The sequence below is a fragment of the Burkholderia sp. WSM2230 genome (assembly GCF_000472445.1).
Lineage (GTDB): Bacteria > Pseudomonadota > Gammaproteobacteria > Burkholderiales > Burkholderiaceae > Paraburkholderia.
The window spans coordinates 1-18,027 of record NZ_AXAJ01000009.1 but is presented as its reverse complement, the minus strand read 5'-3'; the positions used below and the strand labels follow the sequence as shown (position 1 = coordinate 18,027).

Annotated in this window: 13 protein-coding genes, 1 rRNA gene and 2 riboswitches; of the genes, 9 read left to right on the top strand and 5 right to left on the bottom strand. The window is 64.6% G+C overall.

The window, feature by feature from the left end; translation table 11 throughout:
- Positions 1 to 223: 223 nt before the first annotated feature.
- The 4 genes from A3AC_RS0118165 (at position 224) to A3AC_RS0118150 (ending at position 5,800) form a co-directional block, all read left to right on the top strand.
- Positions 224 to 961, top strand: coding sequence for a response regulator transcription factor (locus A3AC_RS0118165; protein WP_025600614.1), 738 nt, complete (start codon positions 224 to 226; stop codon positions 959 to 961).
- Positions 958 to 2,451 (top strand): FecR domain-containing protein, encoded by a 1,494-nt coding sequence (locus tag A3AC_RS0118160; RefSeq protein ID WP_025600613.1) that lies wholly within the window; start codon positions 958 to 960, stop codon positions 2,449 to 2,451. The genes A3AC_RS0118165 and A3AC_RS0118160 overlap by 4 nt, the downstream gene beginning before the upstream one ends.
- 81 nt (positions 2,452 to 2,532) lie before the next feature.
- Positions 2,533 to 5,145, top strand: coding sequence for a CHASE2 domain-containing protein (locus tag A3AC_RS0118155; protein WP_025600612.1), 2,613 nt, complete (start codon positions 2,533 to 2,535; stop codon positions 5,143 to 5,145).
- Between the two features lie 31 nt (positions 5,146 to 5,176).
- Positions 5,177 to 5,800 carry a DUF4136 domain-containing protein gene (locus A3AC_RS0118150; RefSeq protein ID WP_025600611.1) on the top strand — a complete coding sequence of 208 codons (624 nt, stop codon included), beginning with the start codon at positions 5,177 to 5,179 and terminating at the stop codon, positions 5,798 to 5,800.
- 14 nt (positions 5,801 to 5,814) lie between these two features.
- On the opposite strand, the gene bluB is transcribed toward A3AC_RS0118150, so the two are convergent.
- From bluB to cobA, 5 genes are read right to left on the bottom strand one after another with little or no spacing between them, the layout of a single operon-like run.
- Positions 5,815 to 6,462, bottom strand: coding sequence for a 5,6-dimethylbenzimidazole synthase (gene bluB, locus A3AC_RS0118145; RefSeq protein WP_025600609.1), 648 nt, complete (start codon positions 6,460 to 6,462; stop codon positions 5,815 to 5,817).
- Positions 6,446 to 7,744, bottom strand: coding sequence for a cobyrinate a,c-diamide synthase (locus A3AC_RS0118140; RefSeq protein ID WP_025600608.1), 1,299 nt, complete (start codon positions 7,742 to 7,744; stop codon positions 6,446 to 6,448). The genes bluB and A3AC_RS0118140 overlap by 17 nt, the downstream gene beginning before the upstream one ends.
- A 2-nt stretch (positions 7,745 to 7,746) precedes the next feature.
- On the bottom strand, positions 7,747 to 8,349 hold the full coding sequence (cobO, locus tag A3AC_RS0118135) for a cob(I)yrinic acid a,c-diamide adenosyltransferase (RefSeq protein WP_025600607.1): 603 nt from the start codon (positions 8,347 to 8,349) through the stop codon (positions 7,747 to 7,749).
- A complete protein-coding gene (locus A3AC_RS0118130) occupies positions 8,346 to 8,864 on the bottom strand; it encodes a cobalamin biosynthesis protein (protein ID WP_025600605.1) in 519 nt (172 codons plus the stop codon). Before A3AC_RS0118130 ends, cobO begins: the two co-directional genes overlap by 4 nt.
- On the bottom strand, positions 8,864 to 9,628 hold the full coding sequence (gene cobA, locus A3AC_RS0118125; RefSeq protein WP_025600604.1) for a uroporphyrinogen-III C-methyltransferase: 765 nt from the start codon (positions 9,626 to 9,628) through the stop codon (positions 8,864 to 8,866). The genes A3AC_RS0118130 and cobA overlap by 1 nt, the downstream gene beginning before the upstream one ends.
- 234 nt (positions 9,629 to 9,862) lie before the next feature.
- Positions 9,863 to 10,106: riboswitch (cobalamin riboswitch) on the bottom strand.
- 69 nt (positions 10,107 to 10,175) lie between these two features.
- A riboswitch (cobalamin riboswitch) is annotated at positions 10,176 to 10,455 on the top strand.
- A gap of 167 nt (positions 10,456 to 10,622) precedes the next feature.
- On the opposite strand from cobA, the gene cobW reads away from it, so the two are divergent.
- The 5 genes from cobW to A3AC_RS29305 all read left to right on the top strand — a co-directional run.
- Entirely contained in the window at positions 10,623 to 11,714 is a 1,092-nt protein-coding gene (cobW, locus tag A3AC_RS0118120; RefSeq protein WP_025600603.1) for a cobalamin biosynthesis protein CobW, read from the top strand.
- A gap of 6 nt (positions 11,715 to 11,720) precedes the next feature.
- On the top strand, positions 11,721 to 15,530 hold the full coding sequence (gene cobN, locus A3AC_RS0118115) for a cobaltochelatase subunit CobN (RefSeq protein WP_025600602.1): 3,810 nt from the start codon (positions 11,721 to 11,723) through the stop codon (positions 15,528 to 15,530).
- Positions 15,527 to 16,600: an ATP-binding protein gene (locus A3AC_RS0118110; RefSeq protein ID WP_025600600.1), complete on the top strand. Its 1,074-nt coding sequence runs from the start codon at positions 15,527 to 15,529 to the stop codon at positions 16,598 to 16,600. Before cobN ends, A3AC_RS0118110 begins: the two co-directional genes overlap by 4 nt.
- A gap of 149 nt (positions 16,601 to 16,749) precedes the next feature.
- Entirely contained in the window at positions 16,750 to 17,298 is a 549-nt protein-coding gene (locus A3AC_RS0118105; RefSeq protein WP_025600599.1) for a vWA domain-containing protein, read from the top strand.
- A 509-nt stretch (positions 17,299 to 17,807) separates the two neighbouring features.
- Positions 17,808 to 18,027 (top strand): 16S ribosomal RNA (locus A3AC_RS29305); the annotation flags it as partial.

Below are 18,027 nucleotides of genomic sequence, written 5' to 3'. Positions count from 1 at the left end.
TTTGAGATGGGATGGCAAGAGTTTGTACGGGGCGCGAGGCGAAGGACCATTAGTCGAAAGAAAGTCGAAGAAACTTCGAACTGTAGATAAGTGGAACGCCGGATCGCCCGGTGCCTGGCGCACCGGCATCCCGGCCAGTGCGCCGGTTTCCCGGCAGCGCATCACGGCTGCCGGCGCGACCGGTCGGCCAGTTGGAAACGATAAAGTCGCGTTGCGGGGTTTTATGAGAATTGCTGTCCTGGATGACGATTCGGCGCAGGCCGATCTGGTTTGTCAGACGCTGTCGGCGGCCGGCCATGTCTGTCACGCATATGGAGAAGGCCGCGAACTGGTGCGGCAGTTGCGGCGCCAGACCTTTGATCTGCTGGTGCTCGACTGGAATGTGCCCGATATGTCGGGCGAAGAAGTCCTGCGCTGGGTGCGCCAAAGCCTGTCAGAACGCCTGCCGGTCTTGTTCATGACGAACCGCGGCCATGAAAGCGACATCACGTCGATTCTGAACACGGGCGCCGACGACTACGTCGTCAAGCCAGTCTCCGCTGCGGTGCTGCTGGCGCGCGTCGGTTCGTTGCTGCGGCGCGCCTATCATCTGAAGCCGCCGTCGGCGAAGGAAACATTCGGCGAGTTCGAGTTCGACCTGCATGCGAAGCACGTGGTGGTCCGCGGCACGAAGGTGGCGGTCACACAGAAGGAGTTCGAGCTCGCGCTGCTGCTGTTCCAGCATCTGAGCCGGCCGCTCTCGCGCGCGCATATCCTCGACGTCATCTGGAAGCAGGCGACCGACATCCCGTCGCGCACCATGGACACGCACGTCTCGATGCTGCGCAGCAAGCTCGGCCTGCGCCCCGAGCACGGCTACCGTCTGACGCCGATTTACGGCTACGGCTACCGGCTCGAGCGGCTGGAATCCGCCAGCGAGGCGCCGGCCATCGCCGGACGGCCGGAAGAGGGGCAGGCGTGACGTTTTCCGTCGATGTCGCTCCGGCGAGGCGGAGCAGCGGCGGTTCGGCGGCCCGGCGCGCGGGAGTACTGCTGACGGCGGCCGGCATGCTCGCGATGGTGTGCTTAGCGCCCACCGCCGCACACGCGCAGTCTGCGCGCGCGCCCAAACAGCGTGCGAAAGCGCCGCCGCCCGTCTACGTTTCCTACGTGACGCGCGAAGGCGACACGCTGTACGAAATCGCGAGCCGCTATCTGAGCAATGGCGACTGGGCCGCGCTCAGCCGCCTCAATCGCGTGCCCGCGCCGCGCCGCATGCATGCAGGCGTGGCGCTGCGTCTGCCTGCCGACAAGCTGAAACAGGACCCGGAGACGGCGCGCGTCATCGCAACCAGCGGCCCGGCCGAACATGCGTTCGGCAAGAGTCCGTACTTGCCGCTTGCGGCGGGGGCGACGCTCAGCGAAGGCGACCGCATCCGCACTGGACCGAACGGCTTCGTCACGCTCGAGCTGTCCGACGGCTCGCATGTGACGATGACCGAAGACGGCGTACTCGACATCGGCAAGCTGCGGCGTACCACGTTGACGGGCGCGGGCGACCGGCAATTGGCGTTGCAGCGCGGGCGGGTCGAAACCGAGGTCAGGCACGCGACGAAAAAAGACGACCGCTTCCAGATCCGCTCGCCGTCGGTGGTCGCGGGCGTGCGCGGGACGCATTTCCGGGTGACTTACGACGGCGACACACAAGCCACCGCAGTCGAGGTGCTGGACGGCGCAGTCGGTGTCGATCCGGCCGCGCCGCTCGTGCGCGCGCCCGCACCGGGCGTGCCGTTGCAGGCGTCGGCGCAACTGCTGGCGGCGCGCTTTGGCAGCATCACGCGAGCCGACGGCGCGCCGGGCGACGCAGTCCCGCTGCTTGACGCGCCCGCGCTCGCGCAACCGTCGCGCGTGCAGGACGGCAAAACGGTTGCCTTCGATCTGGTCCCGCAGCCTGCCGGCCCTGGCACCGACACGGTCAACGCGGCAAGCAAGGTCGCCGCCTACCGCGTGCAGATCTCGCGTGATGCCGACCAGCTCGACCTGATCCGCGAGTTGCGCGTGAGCGCGCCGCACGCCGATTTTGGCGATCTCGCGGACGGCACGTATTTCGTGCGCATCGCCGCCATCGACCCGAATGGGCTCGAAGGCCTGCCGCGCGTGTATGGCTTCGAGCGCCGGCAGTTCGGTCTTGCGGCGTCGGCCGCGCCGCGCCCCGGCAGCCACGAGTACGAGTTCCGCTGGTTCGTGAGCCGCGCGCCGGCTTCGGGGCAAACGCGCTTTCGCTTCGTCATGGCGACGACGGCCGATCTGCGTCATCCGATTGTCGACCGGACGGATCTGACAGGTGGCCAACTGGTGGTGAGCGATCTGCCGCCGGGCGTCTACTATTGGACCATCGTTGCCGAGCAGTTCGACAACGGCCGCTTCTACGAGACGAGCAGCGCGGTTCGCTCGTTTACGCTCGCGCGCTGACGCTGGTAGATTCACGAGGCCGCAGCCGATCCGCTTACGAACGCTCACGCTCGCACGCCCTACAGACCCCACGCGCACGCCTTGTCGAACACACCTACGCGCCTGAGCCTCGACCCGCGCGCCCGTCTTGGACGGCGCGCGGGTCGGCGTTTTCTGATCGAATGGGTGGCCATTGGCTGCCTCGGCATCATTGTGATCCTGCTCGGCTCGATGGGGCGGATGAGTGAGAGCGTCGATCATCTGATGTACGACCGCTTGCTGAGCTGGCGTACGCAGCCGGTACTGCCCGACATTATCGTGCTCGAAATCGACAATCAAAGCATCGCGCAGCTTGGACGCTGGCCGTGGCCGCGCAGCGTTCACGCGAGCCTGCTCGAGCAGCTCGCGAAAGCGGGGCCTGCGGCGGTCGTCTACGACGTGCTGTTCACAGAACCCAATCCCGACGATGCCGCGCTCGCGCGCGCCATCGCGCTCAGTCCGACCTATCTGCCGGTGCTGCTCACGAACGACGGGCGGGGCGCGCGGCATGTCGCCGTCGAACCGGTGGCGCCGCTCGCGCATGCCGCAGCCGGCCTCGGGCATATCAACCTCGAAGTGGACAGCGACGGTATCGTGCGCAGCGTCGCGCAATTCGAGGGCGACGCCGACGCACGCTGGCCGCAACTGATGGTGACGGTCGCGCGGGCGGCGCAGCGGGGCGCGCTTGCACTGAATTCGCGGCCGGCGAGGACGGAGGGCGCTGCGGGCGCTACGGGCGCCGGCAGCGGCGGCACGCCCGCTACGTCCCACGCGAACAGCGACGCCGCGAGCGACGGCCGTTTCCTGATCCCATTCAGCCGCAACTCGCAAAGCTATACGAAGCTCAGCTTTGCAAACGTGCTCGCCGGCGACGTCCCCGTCGAGAAGCTGCGCGGTCGCATCGTCGTGATCGGCGTAACCGCGTCGGGTCTCTACGACCGGTTTGCGACCCCCGTCTCAGGCGAGTTGGGGCCGCTGCCGGGCGTCTATATCCATGCGAACGTGCTCGATACGCTGCTGACCGGCCGCGCAGTAATGCCTGCCGCCCGGTGGTTGCTGTCCGCGGTGTCGCTGGTGCCGCTTGCCGCGCTGCTGGCGGGCTTTCTCGTGCTGTCGCCGCGCCGCTCGTTGCTGCTGACGGGCGCGCTCTGCCTGCTCGCCATGGCCGGCAGCGCGCTGCTGCTGTATGGCGCGCGGCTGTGGCTATCGCCGGTGCCCGCGATCATCGGCGTGGTCGTCGTCTATCCGGTCTGGAACTGGCGCCGCCTCGAAATGACGATGGCCTATCTGCGCAAGGAACTGCAGCGCCTCGCCAACGAGCCGCATTTGCTGCCGCAGACGCCGCAGCGCCGCCGCGAGTTCGGCGGCGACGTGCTCGAGCAGCACATGGCGCTGATGGCGCAAGCCGCGCAACGCGTGCAGGACATGAAGCGTTTCGTGTGGGACAGCCTGAACAGCGTGCCCGAGCCGATTCTGGTCAGCGACGTACGGGGCATCGTGCTGATCGCCAACCATGCCGCGAAGGCGCATTTCACGCGGCTTGGCGCGCCCATGCCGGAAGGACGCGCGATGCAGGCCGTGCTCGGCGGCCTGACGCTCGTGAAGGCGATCGACAGCGGCTCGGCGTCCGACGCCGACAACACGCTGTTCGCGCGCACTCACTGGCCGGCGCTGCTCGATCCCGCGCGCGGCGAATTCGCGGCGCTGATGGCGCAGGGCGTCGAAGTGCGCGACGCAAACGAGCGCGATCATTTGCTGCGTTACGCGAACTGCACCAATGCGCAGGGCGAGACGACCGGCTGGATCGCCGGTCTCGTCGACGTGTCCGCGCTGCATGCCGCCGAGCGTCAGCGCGAAGACGCGCTGCGGCTGCTGTCGCACGACATGCGTTCGCCGCAGGCGTCGATTCTCGCGCTGGTGGAAATGGAACGCGCCCGCGAGTTGCCGGCGCTCGCGCGCGGCGTGCTTGAGCGCATCGAACGTTATGCGCAACGCGCGCTGACACTCGCCGACGACTTCGTACAGCTTGCGCGCGCCGAATCGCAAACCTACATGCTTGAGCCGGTGAATCTCGCCGAGATCATGATCGACGCGAGCGACGAAGTCTGGCCGCAGGCGCACGCCAAGCGCATCGCGCTGGATATCGGAACCGGGAGCCACGGCGATCGTGACGACGCCAGCGGCGGCGCTCACTGGATCTGCGCGGACCGCTCGCTGATGACGCGCGCGCTCGTCAACATTCTGAACAACGCGGTGAAGTACAGCCCGCCGGATACGCGCATCACCTGCGAGCTGTCGTATGTGAAGCCGGCACGCGCAGCGGCCACAGCGGCGTCAGCGGCCACAGCGGTGGCAGCACCCACAGCGGCCTCAGCGGCCACAGTGCGCGCCGCGACGGGGCGCATATCGTGCACCATCCGCGACGAAGGCTATGGCATTCCCGAGGAGCAGCAGGCGGGTCTCTTCGAGCGCTTCAGGCGCTTCCACGAAACCGAGCGGCCCGAAGTGGGTGGAGCCGGGCTCGGCATGGCCTTCGTGAAGACCGTCGTGACCCGCCATGGCGGCGAAGTGAAAGTAACCAGCGCACCCGGACGCGGCACGGCGGTCACGATCTGCCTGCCGGTTCTCGACGACGAACAATCAGGCCAGCCTGCGAGCCCTCTTCATGACGCGTGAGCGCGCAACCAATCGAAGCGAGGAATGAACAGTGAGAGCTGTGAAAGCGGTGAAAGCGGTGAATGCGATCCTCATCTGCGCCGTGCTGGCAGCGGCGAGTCTGGCCGGCTGCACCGGCATGCATGCGGACGTACATACCGCCACGCCTGCAAGCGCTTTGCCGGGCGAGCGGACCTATAGCTTCGCGCGCATGCCGACGCAGGGGGCGGACAGCGCCCACGCGCATTTCGAAACCGCGCTGCGAGACGAACTGGCGAAGCAGGGTTTCGCGGATACGGCCGATCGTCCCGCGCATTACGTGCTGTCGGTCGGCTACGAAACGCGGCCGGCTGAAATTGGCGTGGACCGCAGCGACTGCACGGCAGGCGACTGCGGCAGGCAAAGCGGCGCGCCGTTCTCGCTATTCGGCGCACGCCTGTACCGGCATATGCTGACGCTGCGCTTTTTCGAGCGGGCAAGCGGACGCGAGGTCTACAAGGTCAGCGCGGCGAGCACGGACCGCGACGCCGATCCGCTGCGAGCGACGCCTGCGCTGATCAAAAGCGCGCTGGCCCAGTTTCCGTTCGGCGCACCGGCCGACTGGCGCGTCAAACTGCGCATGAATGAAGCGCGCGGTATACCGGACGTGGTCTCGGTCAAGCCGCTTGAAAAGTAACATTGCGACTGCGTTCAGAGCCCTTGCGGCCAGCGGTTTTCGAACACGCAATCGGCTAGCGGCATGCGCTCTGCCCAGCGCTCGCTTTGCAGCATCGGCTCGCCGTAGAACTGTTCGACGTGACCGAGGCACAGTATCGCGACCGGTCGCGCGCCTTTGGGCATCTGCAGGAGTTCGCGCACCGCATCCACGTCGAAGAGCGACACCCAGCCCATGCCGAGACCTTCCGCGCGCGCCGCGAGCCACATGTTCTGAATCGCGCAGGCCACTGACGCGAGATCCATCTCCGGCAATGTGCGGCGGCCGAAAATGTGCCGCTCGCGGCCGTCCATCAGCGCCATCACCAGCAGTTCGCCGCATTCCAGCATGCCTTCCACCTTCAGCTTCATGAACTCGTCGCGGCGTTTGCCGAGCGCGTCGGCAGTGGCAAGCCGTTCGCTTTCGACAATCTCATGCAGCGCCGCGCGCAACGCCGTATCCGTGATGCGCGCGATCCGCCACGGCTGCATGAAGCCGACGCTCGGCGCGTGATGCGCGGCGTCGAGGAGGCGCTGCAACACGGCGGCATCGACGGGATCGCGCACGAAGTGGCGCATGTCGCGGCGTTCATGAATCGCGCGATAGACCGCTTCGCGGTCCGCGTCGTTAAAAGGCTTCGCCATTGAAGAGAGCGGCCGCGAAGGCCGGGTTGGAGGGCCAGTAAGCATGCATGTAGGTCGCGACAATCGAGCCGACGCGATACAGCGCCTCGCCCGGTGCATCGCCTTGAGGCCGCGTGGCGGAGCAGAGCGGCACCAGAGCGGTGCTGACCTTCGAGTAGTGGAACGTATGGCCGGTCATCCGGCCATGCAGGCTGTCGATCTGCTGCATGCCAAGCGCGGTGAAGCGCGTTTGCATGGCCGCGTGGCCGGGTACGAGGCCGAGCATCGGCGTGCTCACGCCTTGGGTGTCGGTGAGCTGATCGAGCAGGTACAGCATGCCGCCGCATTCGGCGACGAGCGGCTTGCCGGCCGCCGCGTGGGCGCGCACCGCGGCGGCGCTGCGGGCGTTGCCGGCAAGCGCCGCTGCGTGCAGTTCCGGATAGCCGCCGGGCAGATAGAGCGCGTCGGTGTCGGCTGGCAAGCTCTCATCGGCAAGCGGCGAGAAGTAGTGCACATGTGCGCCGAGCGCTTCGAGCAGCGCGACGTTGGCGGGATAGATGAACGAGAACGCGGCGTCACGCGCAATGGCGATCTTCCTGCCTTGCAGAAGACGCGGCAGCGCCGGCGGCGTGGGCGCGCCGAATTCCACGGCCGGCGGCAATCCGGCCAGATCTGTGTGAGCGAGCGCATCGGCGGCGCGCTCGAGGCGTGTGTCCAGATCGTCGATTTCCTCGGCCTGATGCAGACCGAGGTGGCGGTCAGGCAGTTCGATTTCTCTGTCCGCAACAATGTGTCCGCACCAGCGCAGCCCCGGCGGCAACGCCTCCTGCAGCATCTGCGCGTGACGCGCCGAGCCGACGCGGTTGGCGAGCACGCCATGAAACGGCACCTGCTGCCTGAAATGCGCGAGCCCAAAGGCCACCGCGCCGAAGGTCTGCGCCATCGCCTTCGCGGAGATCACGGCGAGCACCGGCACGCCGAAAGCGGTCGCGAGGTCCGCGCTGCTCGGTGTGCCGTCGAAGAGACCCATGACGCCTTCGATCAGGATCAGATCGGCTTCAGCCGCCGCTTCGGCGAGCAGATTACGGCAGGCGTCCTGCCCGACCATCCACAGATCGAGCGACAGCACGGGCGCGCCGCTCGCGCGCGCGAGAATCATCGGATCGAGAAAATCAGGGCCGGTCTTGAAGACACGCACACGCCGCCCGAGCCGCCGATGGTAGCGCGCGAGGCCCGCGGTGATCGTGGTCTTGCCCTGACCCGACGCGGGAGCGCTGATGAAAAGCGCGGGGCACGCGGACACGTTCAGAACTCCACGCCGCGCTGCGCTTTCACGCCTTGCTCGCGGTACGGATGCTTGACGATGCGCATTTCTGTGACGAGGTCGGCGGCTTCGATCAGCGCATCCGGCGCGTGGCGGCCGGTCACGACCACATGCAGCATCTCGGGACGCGCGTTGATGACGGCGAGCACTTCATCAAGCGGCAGGTACCCGTATTTGAGCACGGTGTTCAGCTCGTCGAGTATCACCATCTGATAGTCGCCGCTTTCGATCATTCGGCGCGCTTCGTCCCAGCCCTTGCGCGCGGTGGCCATGTCGGCCTCGCGGTTTTGCGTATTCCAGGTGTAGCCGTCGCCCATCGTGACGAAGTCGCAGTTGGCAATCGCGCCGAGAAAACCGCGCTCGGACGTGTGCAACGCGCCCTTGATGAACTGCACCACGCCGAGGCGCATGCCATGGCCGAGCACGCGCACAGCCATGCCGAAGGCGGCGGTGGTCTTGCCTTTGCCGGTGCCGGTGTTGACGATCAAAAGACCTTTTTCGACGGTCGCGTTGGCCTGCTTTTTTTCGTGGCCTTCACGCCGGCGTTCGGTCATGCGTTGATGCGATTCGGGGTCCGTCTTCATGGAAGGTCCTGTTGAGTGTGGGTAGCGCTGTCTGCTTTCGTGCGTCGCGCCGATGCAATCGCCACGGTCACGCCGGCGCAAACGGTCTTGCCGACGATGAGCTGCGCGGCGCTTTCTGCGGTTGCTGCTGATGGTTCGTGGGCGATGCATTCAGCGAGTGCGGGTGATGGTTCCTGTGCGGAGGTGCCGGCGCGGGAATTCTGCAACGCCAGATGCAATGCCCCGAGCAGCGCGCACGGTTCGCTGACGCCGCCAACGCCGAGATGTTCGCGTGCGGCCTTCGACGGTTCCATCACACGCATCGCGGCAATCCGTTCGCGCGAGAACAGTTGCAGCGGAAACCCATGGCGCGCGCAGAACTCGAGCAAGCCCGCTTCGTCAGCTTTGGTTTCGATGGAAGCCACGGTCACTATGTCTTCGAATGCATGCGAGCCGAGCGCGGCACGCACAGCGTTTTCGATGTCGTCCGCCGACGTATGCAGGCGGCAGCCGATGCCCACGCTAAGCGTTTTCATTATGCATCCGGCAACGATGGCGCCGGTGGCGAACCAACGGCGCAGGCACGTTCAAGCGCGAGCGAGGCCACGCCGCCGATCACCACGATTGCGGGCGAGCCCAGTCCCGCGCGCGCGACGGCATCGGCGAATTTCTCCAGTGTTGCGAGCGCATGCCGCTGTTCCGGACGCGTTGCGGATTCAATCGCCGCGCATGGGGTGTCGGCGCCCATGCCTGCCGCGAGCAATGCGGCGACGATATCGTTCAGCCGCCGCATGCCCATGTAGATGACGAGCGTCATGCGCGTGGCGGCGAGCGCGGCCCAATCCGGCTCACTCGTGCCCGCACCGTGTCCCGTCACGAACACCACGCCTTGTGCATGATCGCGGTGCGTCACCGGAATGCCGATCGCCGCCGGCGCCGCGATTCCCGCAGTAATCCCGCTGATGATTTCCACTTCGATACCGGCGGCATGCAGCGCCTGCTGCTCTTCGCCGCCTCTGCCAAACACGAACGGATCCCCGCCCTTGAGCCGTGCCACGCTGCGTCCGGCGTTCAGGTGTTCGAGCATTTGCGCGACGATGCCTTCTTGCGGCGTCGACGGATGGCCGCCGCGTTTGCCGACATACAGGATGGATGCATCGGCGCGTGCGAATTGCAGCACCTCGGGGTTCACCAGATCGTCCACGAGTATCACGTCGGCTTGTGCCAGCGCGCGAGTGGCCTTCAGCGTCATCAGTTCGACGTCGCCGGGACCTGCGCCGATCAGCCACGCGCGCGTCATCACGGCTCGCGAACCGTGCGCAGCACGGACGGCACGCGTGCCGGCGACGCGCCCGAAGCGGTGCGCTGGCGTGCGAATGGACGCAATGGATTGGAGATCGAAGTCATTCAAAGCTGTGCATGCACGCACGTTGGCGAACGGAGCTTGTGCGCTCATTCACACATCGTGCTTCTGCGCCTTCACATCCGTCCCTCGCGGATTCCGGCGGCCGGCGGCGTGTGCTCAAAAACAGCACGGCCGCCTCCACGTCTGGCCGGTATCCGGGCTGACGGCCTCACGCGTTTTGCCTTCCCGCCCGCATTCGTTCGAATGTATCGGACAGTGGCGTCGAAAACGCATGTGCGGCGGAATGAAAAATTGCGCCGCTGGTCGCTTACCGTTGCGGGGACAGCACAGGTTGGGCGCAAGCGCGCTGCCTGTTTCCCGTTTAACTGCACACGCGAACGCATGTGCGGGCACCAAACGCGCGCATACGATAGCACACGGAAAGCTCGTCCGGCACGCGCGCCCAGCTTGCGTTTTCTTGACGTGACAGGGCGCTGCGCCTACACTCGCACGCACTTCTGGTGCTCGTGTGCGCGCTCGTGCGCATGCAGTTAAACGGGAAACAGGGCGCCCGCCTGTCATGGATCGGGCCAACCTGTGCTGCCCCCGCAACGGTAAGCGAAAGCGGCGTCATGCTGGTTTGCATGATGCCGCGGAGCCGGCTTCGATGTTCACGCGCAAGGCCGCGTGGGCATATCACCACTGGGCGAGAAATCACTCGTCCGGGAAGGGGAAGCGGCGCTTTCGCCAGCCCGGATACCGGCCGGAACACGAAGGGCGAAGGCCGCGGGGATGCGGCGCAGCGCTCATGACCTCATACCTGTTTTCTGCGTGTTTCCTGTTGTAGCGGCAAGGCCGTCGTTCGTCCCCGCGTTTCGCGATGTAACGTCGTGCGCAACGGCGCGCGATCATGCCGGCCAGCATGCAACTCTCACGGATGGACCTCACGATGCAAACTCAGATGCGCAAGATTCCCGTCACCATCGTCACGGGCTTTCTCGGCAGCGGCAAGACCACGCTGCTGCGGCACATTCTTCAGCATGCGGGCGGCAAGCGCATCGCGGTGATCGTCAACGAGTTCGGCGAACTTGGCATTGACGGTGAAATCCTCAAGGGTTGCGGCATCGGCTGCGACGAAAATGACGTCGAGACCGAAGGGCAATTGTATGAACTGGCCAACGGTTGCCTGTGCTGCACGGTCCAGGAAGAATTCTTTCCGGTGATGGAAAAGCTCGTCGAGCGTCGCGAGCAGATCGAGCACGTGCTGATCGAAACCTCGGGGCTCGCGTTGCCCAAGCCTCTCGTGCAGGCGTTCAACTGGCCGCAGATCAAAAGCAGTTTCACCGTGGACGCAGTGATTACCGTCGTCGACGGCCCGGCAGCCGCAAGCGGCCAGTTCGCGGAAAATCCGCTTGCCGTGGACGCGCAACGCAAGGCGGATCCGAATCTCGACCACGAGTCGCCGCTCCACGAACTGTTCGAGGATCAGTTGTCCGCAGCCGATCTGGTGATCCTGAACAAAACCGATCTGCTCGACGAAGCGGGCCAAAATGCAGTTGAGGCCGTGATTCGCGAAGAAATCCCGCCGCAAGTGAAGATTGTGCGCGCGCATAACGGGCAGCTCGATCTGCATACGTTGTTCGGGCTCGAGGCGGCATCGGAAGAAACGATCCACTTGCGTCACGATCACCATGGTTCGGCGGACGACGCCGATCATCACCACGACGAATTCGATTCGGTGGTCGTGCGGGCGGGCGCGCCTTCGCGCGAAGCGGTGCTCGCCGCGCTGCAGGCACTGGTGGGAAACAACACGATCTACCGCGTAAAGGGCTTCGCGGCATTGCCTGGCGCGCCGATGCGGCTCGTCATTCAGGGCGTGGGGCGCCGCTTCGACAGCTATTTCGATCGACGCTGGCAAGAAGGCGAAGGTGGGGAAAGCCGCTTCGTGCTGATCGGCGAAGACCTCGACCAGGCCGCGTTGCAACGCGCATTCGACGCCGCGCTCGGCGTGGGCTCTGACGTAGCTGAGCAACAGGCGTAGACGCATATGCATCTGCTGCGCACCACGCCGGGCGGTTTCGTCGACGATACGCAAGGCGTGATCCGCATCGATCAGCGGCCCGCGGATATCGTCGTGCTCAGTTCCGCGGATACGACGCTGTCGCTGCTAGCAAGCGTGTTTCCCCTTCTCGGCGAGGGCTTTCCGAGCGTGCGCCTCGCCAATGTGACTTATCTGCGGCAGCCGGCCTCGGTGGACTTTTATGTAGAAGACGTCTTGCAGCATGCGCGCGTCGTCGTGGTCGATCATCTTGGCGGCGAGGCGTATTGGCCATATGGCATCGAGCAGGTGGTCGCGCTTGCCGAGCGCAAACGGCAGACGCTCGCGATGTTTTCCGGCGATCTGCAGGAAGACCCGAACCTGCTTGCGCGCAGCACTGCAGACGCGGACCTGTGCCATCAGTTGTGGCGCTATCTGCGCGAAGGCGGACCGCAAAATGCCGAGGCGTTCCTGCGTTGCATCGCGCATCGCACGCTGGGTTGGGGACGGGAACCGGCGCCGCCGCGCGCGCTGCCTGCCGCGTCGCTCTACCATCCCGAGCATGACACGCCGACCATCGCCGACTGGCAGGCGCGCTGGCGGCACGATGCGCCTGTTGCGGCAATCCTGTTCTACAAGGCACATCTTCAGGCAGCCAACACGGCGGTGTTCGACGCGCTGATCGAGGCGCTGGAATCCTGCGCTGTCAATCCGCTGCCGATTGCGATTACGTCGCTTAAAGATGCGATGAGCCGCGAAGTCGTGCAGTCGTTGTGCGCGCAACATCATGCGGCGCTGGTGCTCAATACGACTGCGTTCGCCGCATCCGCAATCGACGACCCCGAGCCGCTCGCGCTCGCGGGCGATGCGCCGGTGCTCCAGGTGATTCTGAGCGGCGGCAATCGCGACGATTGGCAGAAAGACAACCAGGGCCTGAATTCGCGCGACATTGCAATGCATATCGCGCTGCCCGAAGTGGACGGCCGCATCATCACGCGTGCCATAAGTTTCAAGGGGCTCGCCTATCGCTGTCCGCATACGGAAGTCGATGTGGTCCGCTATCAGCCGGATCTCGAGCGCGTAAGTTTTCTGGCTGAATTGAGCCGCCGCTGGTGCCGGCTGCGTTCGCTGGACAACGCGGATAAGAAGCTGGCGCTGATTCTCGCCAACTACCCAATGAGCGAAGGGCGCATTGGCAACGGCGTCGGGCTCGACACGCCGGCTTCGGTGGTCGGCATTCTGTCGATGCTGCGCGACGAAGGTTATCGGCTCACGGAACTACCGGTGCATGGCGACGCGCTGCTGAAAAAGCTCACCGAAGGCGTGACGAACGATCCTGTGGCGCGTGATTTGCGGCCCGCTTTGCAGAGCCTTGCACTCAGCGACTACCTTGCGCATTTCAACGCGCTGCCTGCACAAGCGCGCGATGCGTTGAACGCGCGTTGGGGCCCGCCGGAGCTCGACCCCACCGTGCGGCGCGGCCGTTTCATGATTGCCGGCTGGCGCTGCGGGCACGTGTTCGTCGGCATTCAGCCGTCGCGTTCGCGTGAACAGGGCGATTACGCGAGCTATCACGATGCCGAACTGGTGCCGCCGCATGCATATCTGGCGTTCTATTTCTGGTTGCGTCATCAGTGGGGCATCGACGCGGTCGTGCATGTCGGCAAGCATGGCAACCTCGAATGGCTGCCGGGCAAGAGCGTCGCGTTGAGCGATGCGTGCTGGCCCGATCTGATTCTCGGGCCCATGCCGCATCTGTATCCGTTCATCGTCAACGATCCGGGCGAGGGCAGTCAGGCGAAGCGCCGTGCGCAGGCAGTAATCGTCGATCACCTCATGCCGCCGCTCACGCGCGCGGAAAGCTATGGTCCGCTGCAGGATCTCGAGCGCCAGGTCGATGAATACTATGAAGCGCTAATGGTCGACCCGCGCCGCTCGAAGCTGTTGCGGCGCACGATCCTCGCGACCATTGTCGAGCACAGGCTGCATGAAGAACTGAGTCTGTCTGAACCAAAGGGCGAGGACGATGAAGACGTGCTGCTCACCCGCGTGGACGCCTGGCTCTGCGAGTTGAAAGAAGCGCAGATCCGCGACGGTTTGCACACGTTCGGTCAGTCGCCGCAAGGCGTGCAGCGATGCGATACATTGCTTGCGCTAGGGCGTTTTCCCGTCGGCGACGGACAAGGCGGCAAGGCGGGGCTGATCGATGCGTTGGCGCGCGATCTGCAAATCGATCATTTCTTCGATCCATTGTCTGTCGATTGGTCCGCGGCATGGACAGGGCCGCGTCCCGACGTTCTGCAACGCGTGAGCGACGCGCCCTGGCGTCATTGCGGCGATACGCGCGAACGTCTGGAACTGCTCGCCGCACAAATGCTGCGTGGAGTATGTGGCGAACAAGGCGACGCTTCAGAGGCCTTCGCCGAAGCGAAAGTGAGCCTGCCGCAAGCAGAGCGCGTGCTCGAGCGTTTGCGCGACGACGTGCTGCCGCGGCTCGACGCATGCGGCACCCAGGAAATGCTGCATCTGAAGCGCGGGCTCGAAGGCCGTTTCGTGCGACCTGGGCCGAGCGGTTCGCCATCGCGTGGGCGGCCCGATGTGCTGCCTACGGGCCGCAATTTCTATTCGGTCGACACGCGCGCGATTCCTACCCAGGCGGCCTGGTCGCTTGGTCTGAAGTCAGCTCAGCAATTGATCGAGCGGCATTTGCAGGAACACGGCGATTATCCTCGGGCGATCGGCCTTTCCGTATGGGGCACCGCGACGATGCGCACCGGCGGCGACGACATTGCGCAAGCACTCGCGTTGCTCGGTGTGCGGCCGAAGTGGGCACCGGGCAGCCATCGCGTAACCGACTTCGAGATCATGCCGATCGAAGCGTTCGACAGGCCGCGTATTGACGTGACGTTGCGCGTGTCCGGTTTTTTCCGCGACGCTTTTGCAAACGTGATGCATCTGTTCGATGCAGCGGTGCAGGCGGTTGCCGAACTCGACGAACCCGCTGAGCTCAATCCGATTCGCGCGCGCGTGATGCACGAACGCGATGCATTGATCGCGCGCGGCATGGAGCCCACCGAAGCGCGCAGGCACGCGGGCTGGCGCGTTTTCAGCGCGCGGCCCGGCGCATACGGCGCCGGCTTGCAGGACATGATCGACTCGAAGCAATGGCAGACAGACGCGGACCTCGCGGATGCGTATCAGGCGTGGGGCGGTTATGCGTACACGCAGAAAAACGCGGGCGAAGAGGCGCGTCAGGCGTTCGGCACACGGCTCGCCGCAATGGACGTCGTCTTGCAGAATCAGGACAACCGCGAACACGATCTGCTGGATTCGAACGACTACTACCAGTTTCAGGGCGGCATGGTCGCGGCCGTGCGGCATCTGGCGGGCAATCAGCCAAGCGTTTATCACGCCGATCACAGCAATCCGGCCGCGCCGCGCGTTCGCACGCTTCATGAAGAAATCGCGCGTGTGGTCCGCTCGCGCGTGGTCAATCCGAAGTGGATCGACGGCGTAAAACGCCATGGTTATAAAGGCGCCGCTGAAATCGCGGCCACCGTCGACTATTTGTACGGCTACGACGCCACTGCGCGCGTGGTTGCCGATCATCAATACGCGCTTGTTGCCGATGCTTATCTGAACGATCCCCATACGCGCGAATTCCTGCAACAGCACAATCCCCATGCGCTGCATTCGATTTGCGAGCGTCTGCTCGAAGCCATGCAGCGCGGTTTGTGGCAGGCACCAGGCGAGTATCGCGCGCAGGTCGAACAGCATCTGCTCGCGAGCGAACAGCAGATTGAAGGAATGCAAACATGAATGCAGCCACGAATGCCCGCTCAGGCGCGGCGCAAAGACCCGCCTTTCCGTTTGCCGCGTTGATCGGGCAAACGGCGTTGCAGCAGGCGTTGCTGCTTGCGGCGATCGATCCGGGAATCGGCGGCGTGCTGGTGAGCGGGCCGCGCGGCACGGCGAAATCCACGGCGGCACGGGCGCTCGCGGAGTTGTTGCCGGAAGGGCAACTCGTGAATCTGCCGCTTGGCGCTAGCGAGGATCGTTTGATCGGCACTTTGGATATTGAAACGGTGCTACGCGACCGCTCGGTGCGATTCTCGCCTGGGCTGCTCGCGAAAGCACATCGCGGCGTGCTGTATGTGGACGAAGTGAATCTGTTACCCGATGCGCTCGTCGACGCGTTGCTCGATGCGGCAGCGAGCGGCGTGAACACTGTCGAACGCGATGGCGTATCCCATAGTCACGAGGCGAGCTTCGTGCTGATCGGTACGATGAATCCGGAAGAAGGCGAGTTGCGTCCGCAATTGATCGACCGCTTCGGATTGATGGTCCAGTTGCAGAACTGTTTCGAGCCGCGCGTGCGTGAGCAGATCGTAAAGGCGCGGCTCGCGTTCGATCTCGATCCTGCTGGTTTCCGCGCCGGTCATGCGCAGCAGCAGGCGCAGTATGTGCAGCGGATTCGCGCGGCCCGCGAGGCATTGCCGCAACTTTCTTTCGACGACGCGGTGCATGCGCATGTGAGCACGTTGTGCATCGACGCTGCCGTGGACGGCTTGCGTGCCGACCTCGTGATGCTTCGCGCCGCGCGAGCGCTGGCAGCGTGGGAGCTTGCGGACGCCGTGACGACGCAGCACGTCGATCGCGTTGCGGAGGCGGTGCTTGTGCATAGACGGCGTGAGCAGGGTGAATCGTCTACGAGTGGCAGTAGCGCGCCGGGTAGGCAGGCAGAGTCGCGTAATTTGCCGTCGGGTCCCGTTGAGCCTTCGCTGCAGAATGCGGGCAGCGGCGAAGGCGATTGGGGTTATCTGCCACCGCAAGCGGCTGCAACCACACGAGTTAAAGGCGTCATTCCGCTTGACGTAAAAAAACGCTGAGCCATCGGAAGGGCGCCGCCGCTGACTCGCACAGCGGTTTTCGATGGCGGCAACGGGCGCAAAAAGCCATGCACTTACGCGGCGATGCGCAGGCACGCGCACATGACAATGACGGCCGGCGTATTGAATGGCCGCGGACATTCGTCGCAATGGGCCAAAACGGCCGGTCCGCGCTGCGGGCGGAAGATCTGCGCTTTATGCGTGAGATGCCGCGCAAAGGCGTGCTGCATTGTTTCGTGCTGGACTGTTCCGGCTCGATGCTGGGCGGGGAGCGTCTCGCGCTCGCCAAGGGTTTGTTGATCGCGCTGTTCGACCGCGCAAGCGCGATGCGGGCGGAGGCTGCGCTGGTTTGCTTCGGCGGCGCGGGCGCGGACTTGCGTTTCGGCCCCGCCGTGCCGCGCTGGTGGAACGAGCGATGGCTCGAGCCGCTCGGCGGTGGCGGCGGTACGCCGTTCGCAGCGGGCATTCGATGCGCCGCGCAATTGCTCGAGCGCAGCGCACGGCGCAAGCCCGCACAAAAACGCTGGCTGTGGGTACTGACCGACGGCCGCACAGCGGATCAGGCGGCGCGCCCCTTTCACGCGGACGAGGTCGTATTCGTCGACTTCGAACCCGGCACGATACGGCTTGGCCGCTGCGAGAAAACGGCTCACGCCTGGGGAGCGCGCTGTTTTACGCCGGAAGAACTGATTAGTTGACCGGGTCACCGCCAATTGCTGCTGGGTTTCAACTGATCGAACTCGCGGCCAGCAGAAGAACTTTATTTGTCGTTTGAGCGGAGGAGGTTTCAACGCATGGATGACGCTCCGGCGCGTAGTAATTGCATCGGATGACTAACTATTAATTGGCGCTAGGCAACTGCTGCGCGGCCGCGCCGTTTTTCGATTCCTCTGGCTTTTCGAAAATAATTGCAGAGAAGGGGTTGACGCGCTGCGGACCGCATCGCATAATTCGCCTCCCGTTTGATGACGGACGCGAAGAAAGCAGAGCTTTCCTGGCGAATGATCTTTAAAAACTAACAGCCGATAAGTGTGGGCGCTTGATGCGCGACGCGAGCCGGGTTCTTCGGAACCGGGCGTAAAGCGAAAGTATCAAGTCTCACACAGTAATGAAAGGAAGGTTTTTCTGTCGGAAGATNGAGAGATCATTCGTCAGTACGTTGAGTGAGCGACCGGTCTCGGAAGAGACCGAAAACAGTAACAGGTTTGAACTGAAGAGTTTGATCCTGGCTCAGATTGAACGCTGGCGGCATGCCTTACACATGCAAGTCGGACGGCAGCGCGGGCTTCGGCCTGGCGGCGAGTGGCGAACGGGTGAGTAAGACATCGGAACGTGTCCTGTAGTGGGGGATAGCCCGGCGAAAGCCGGATTAATACCGCATACGCTCTGCGGAGGAAAGCGGGGGATCTTAGGACCTCGCGCTACAG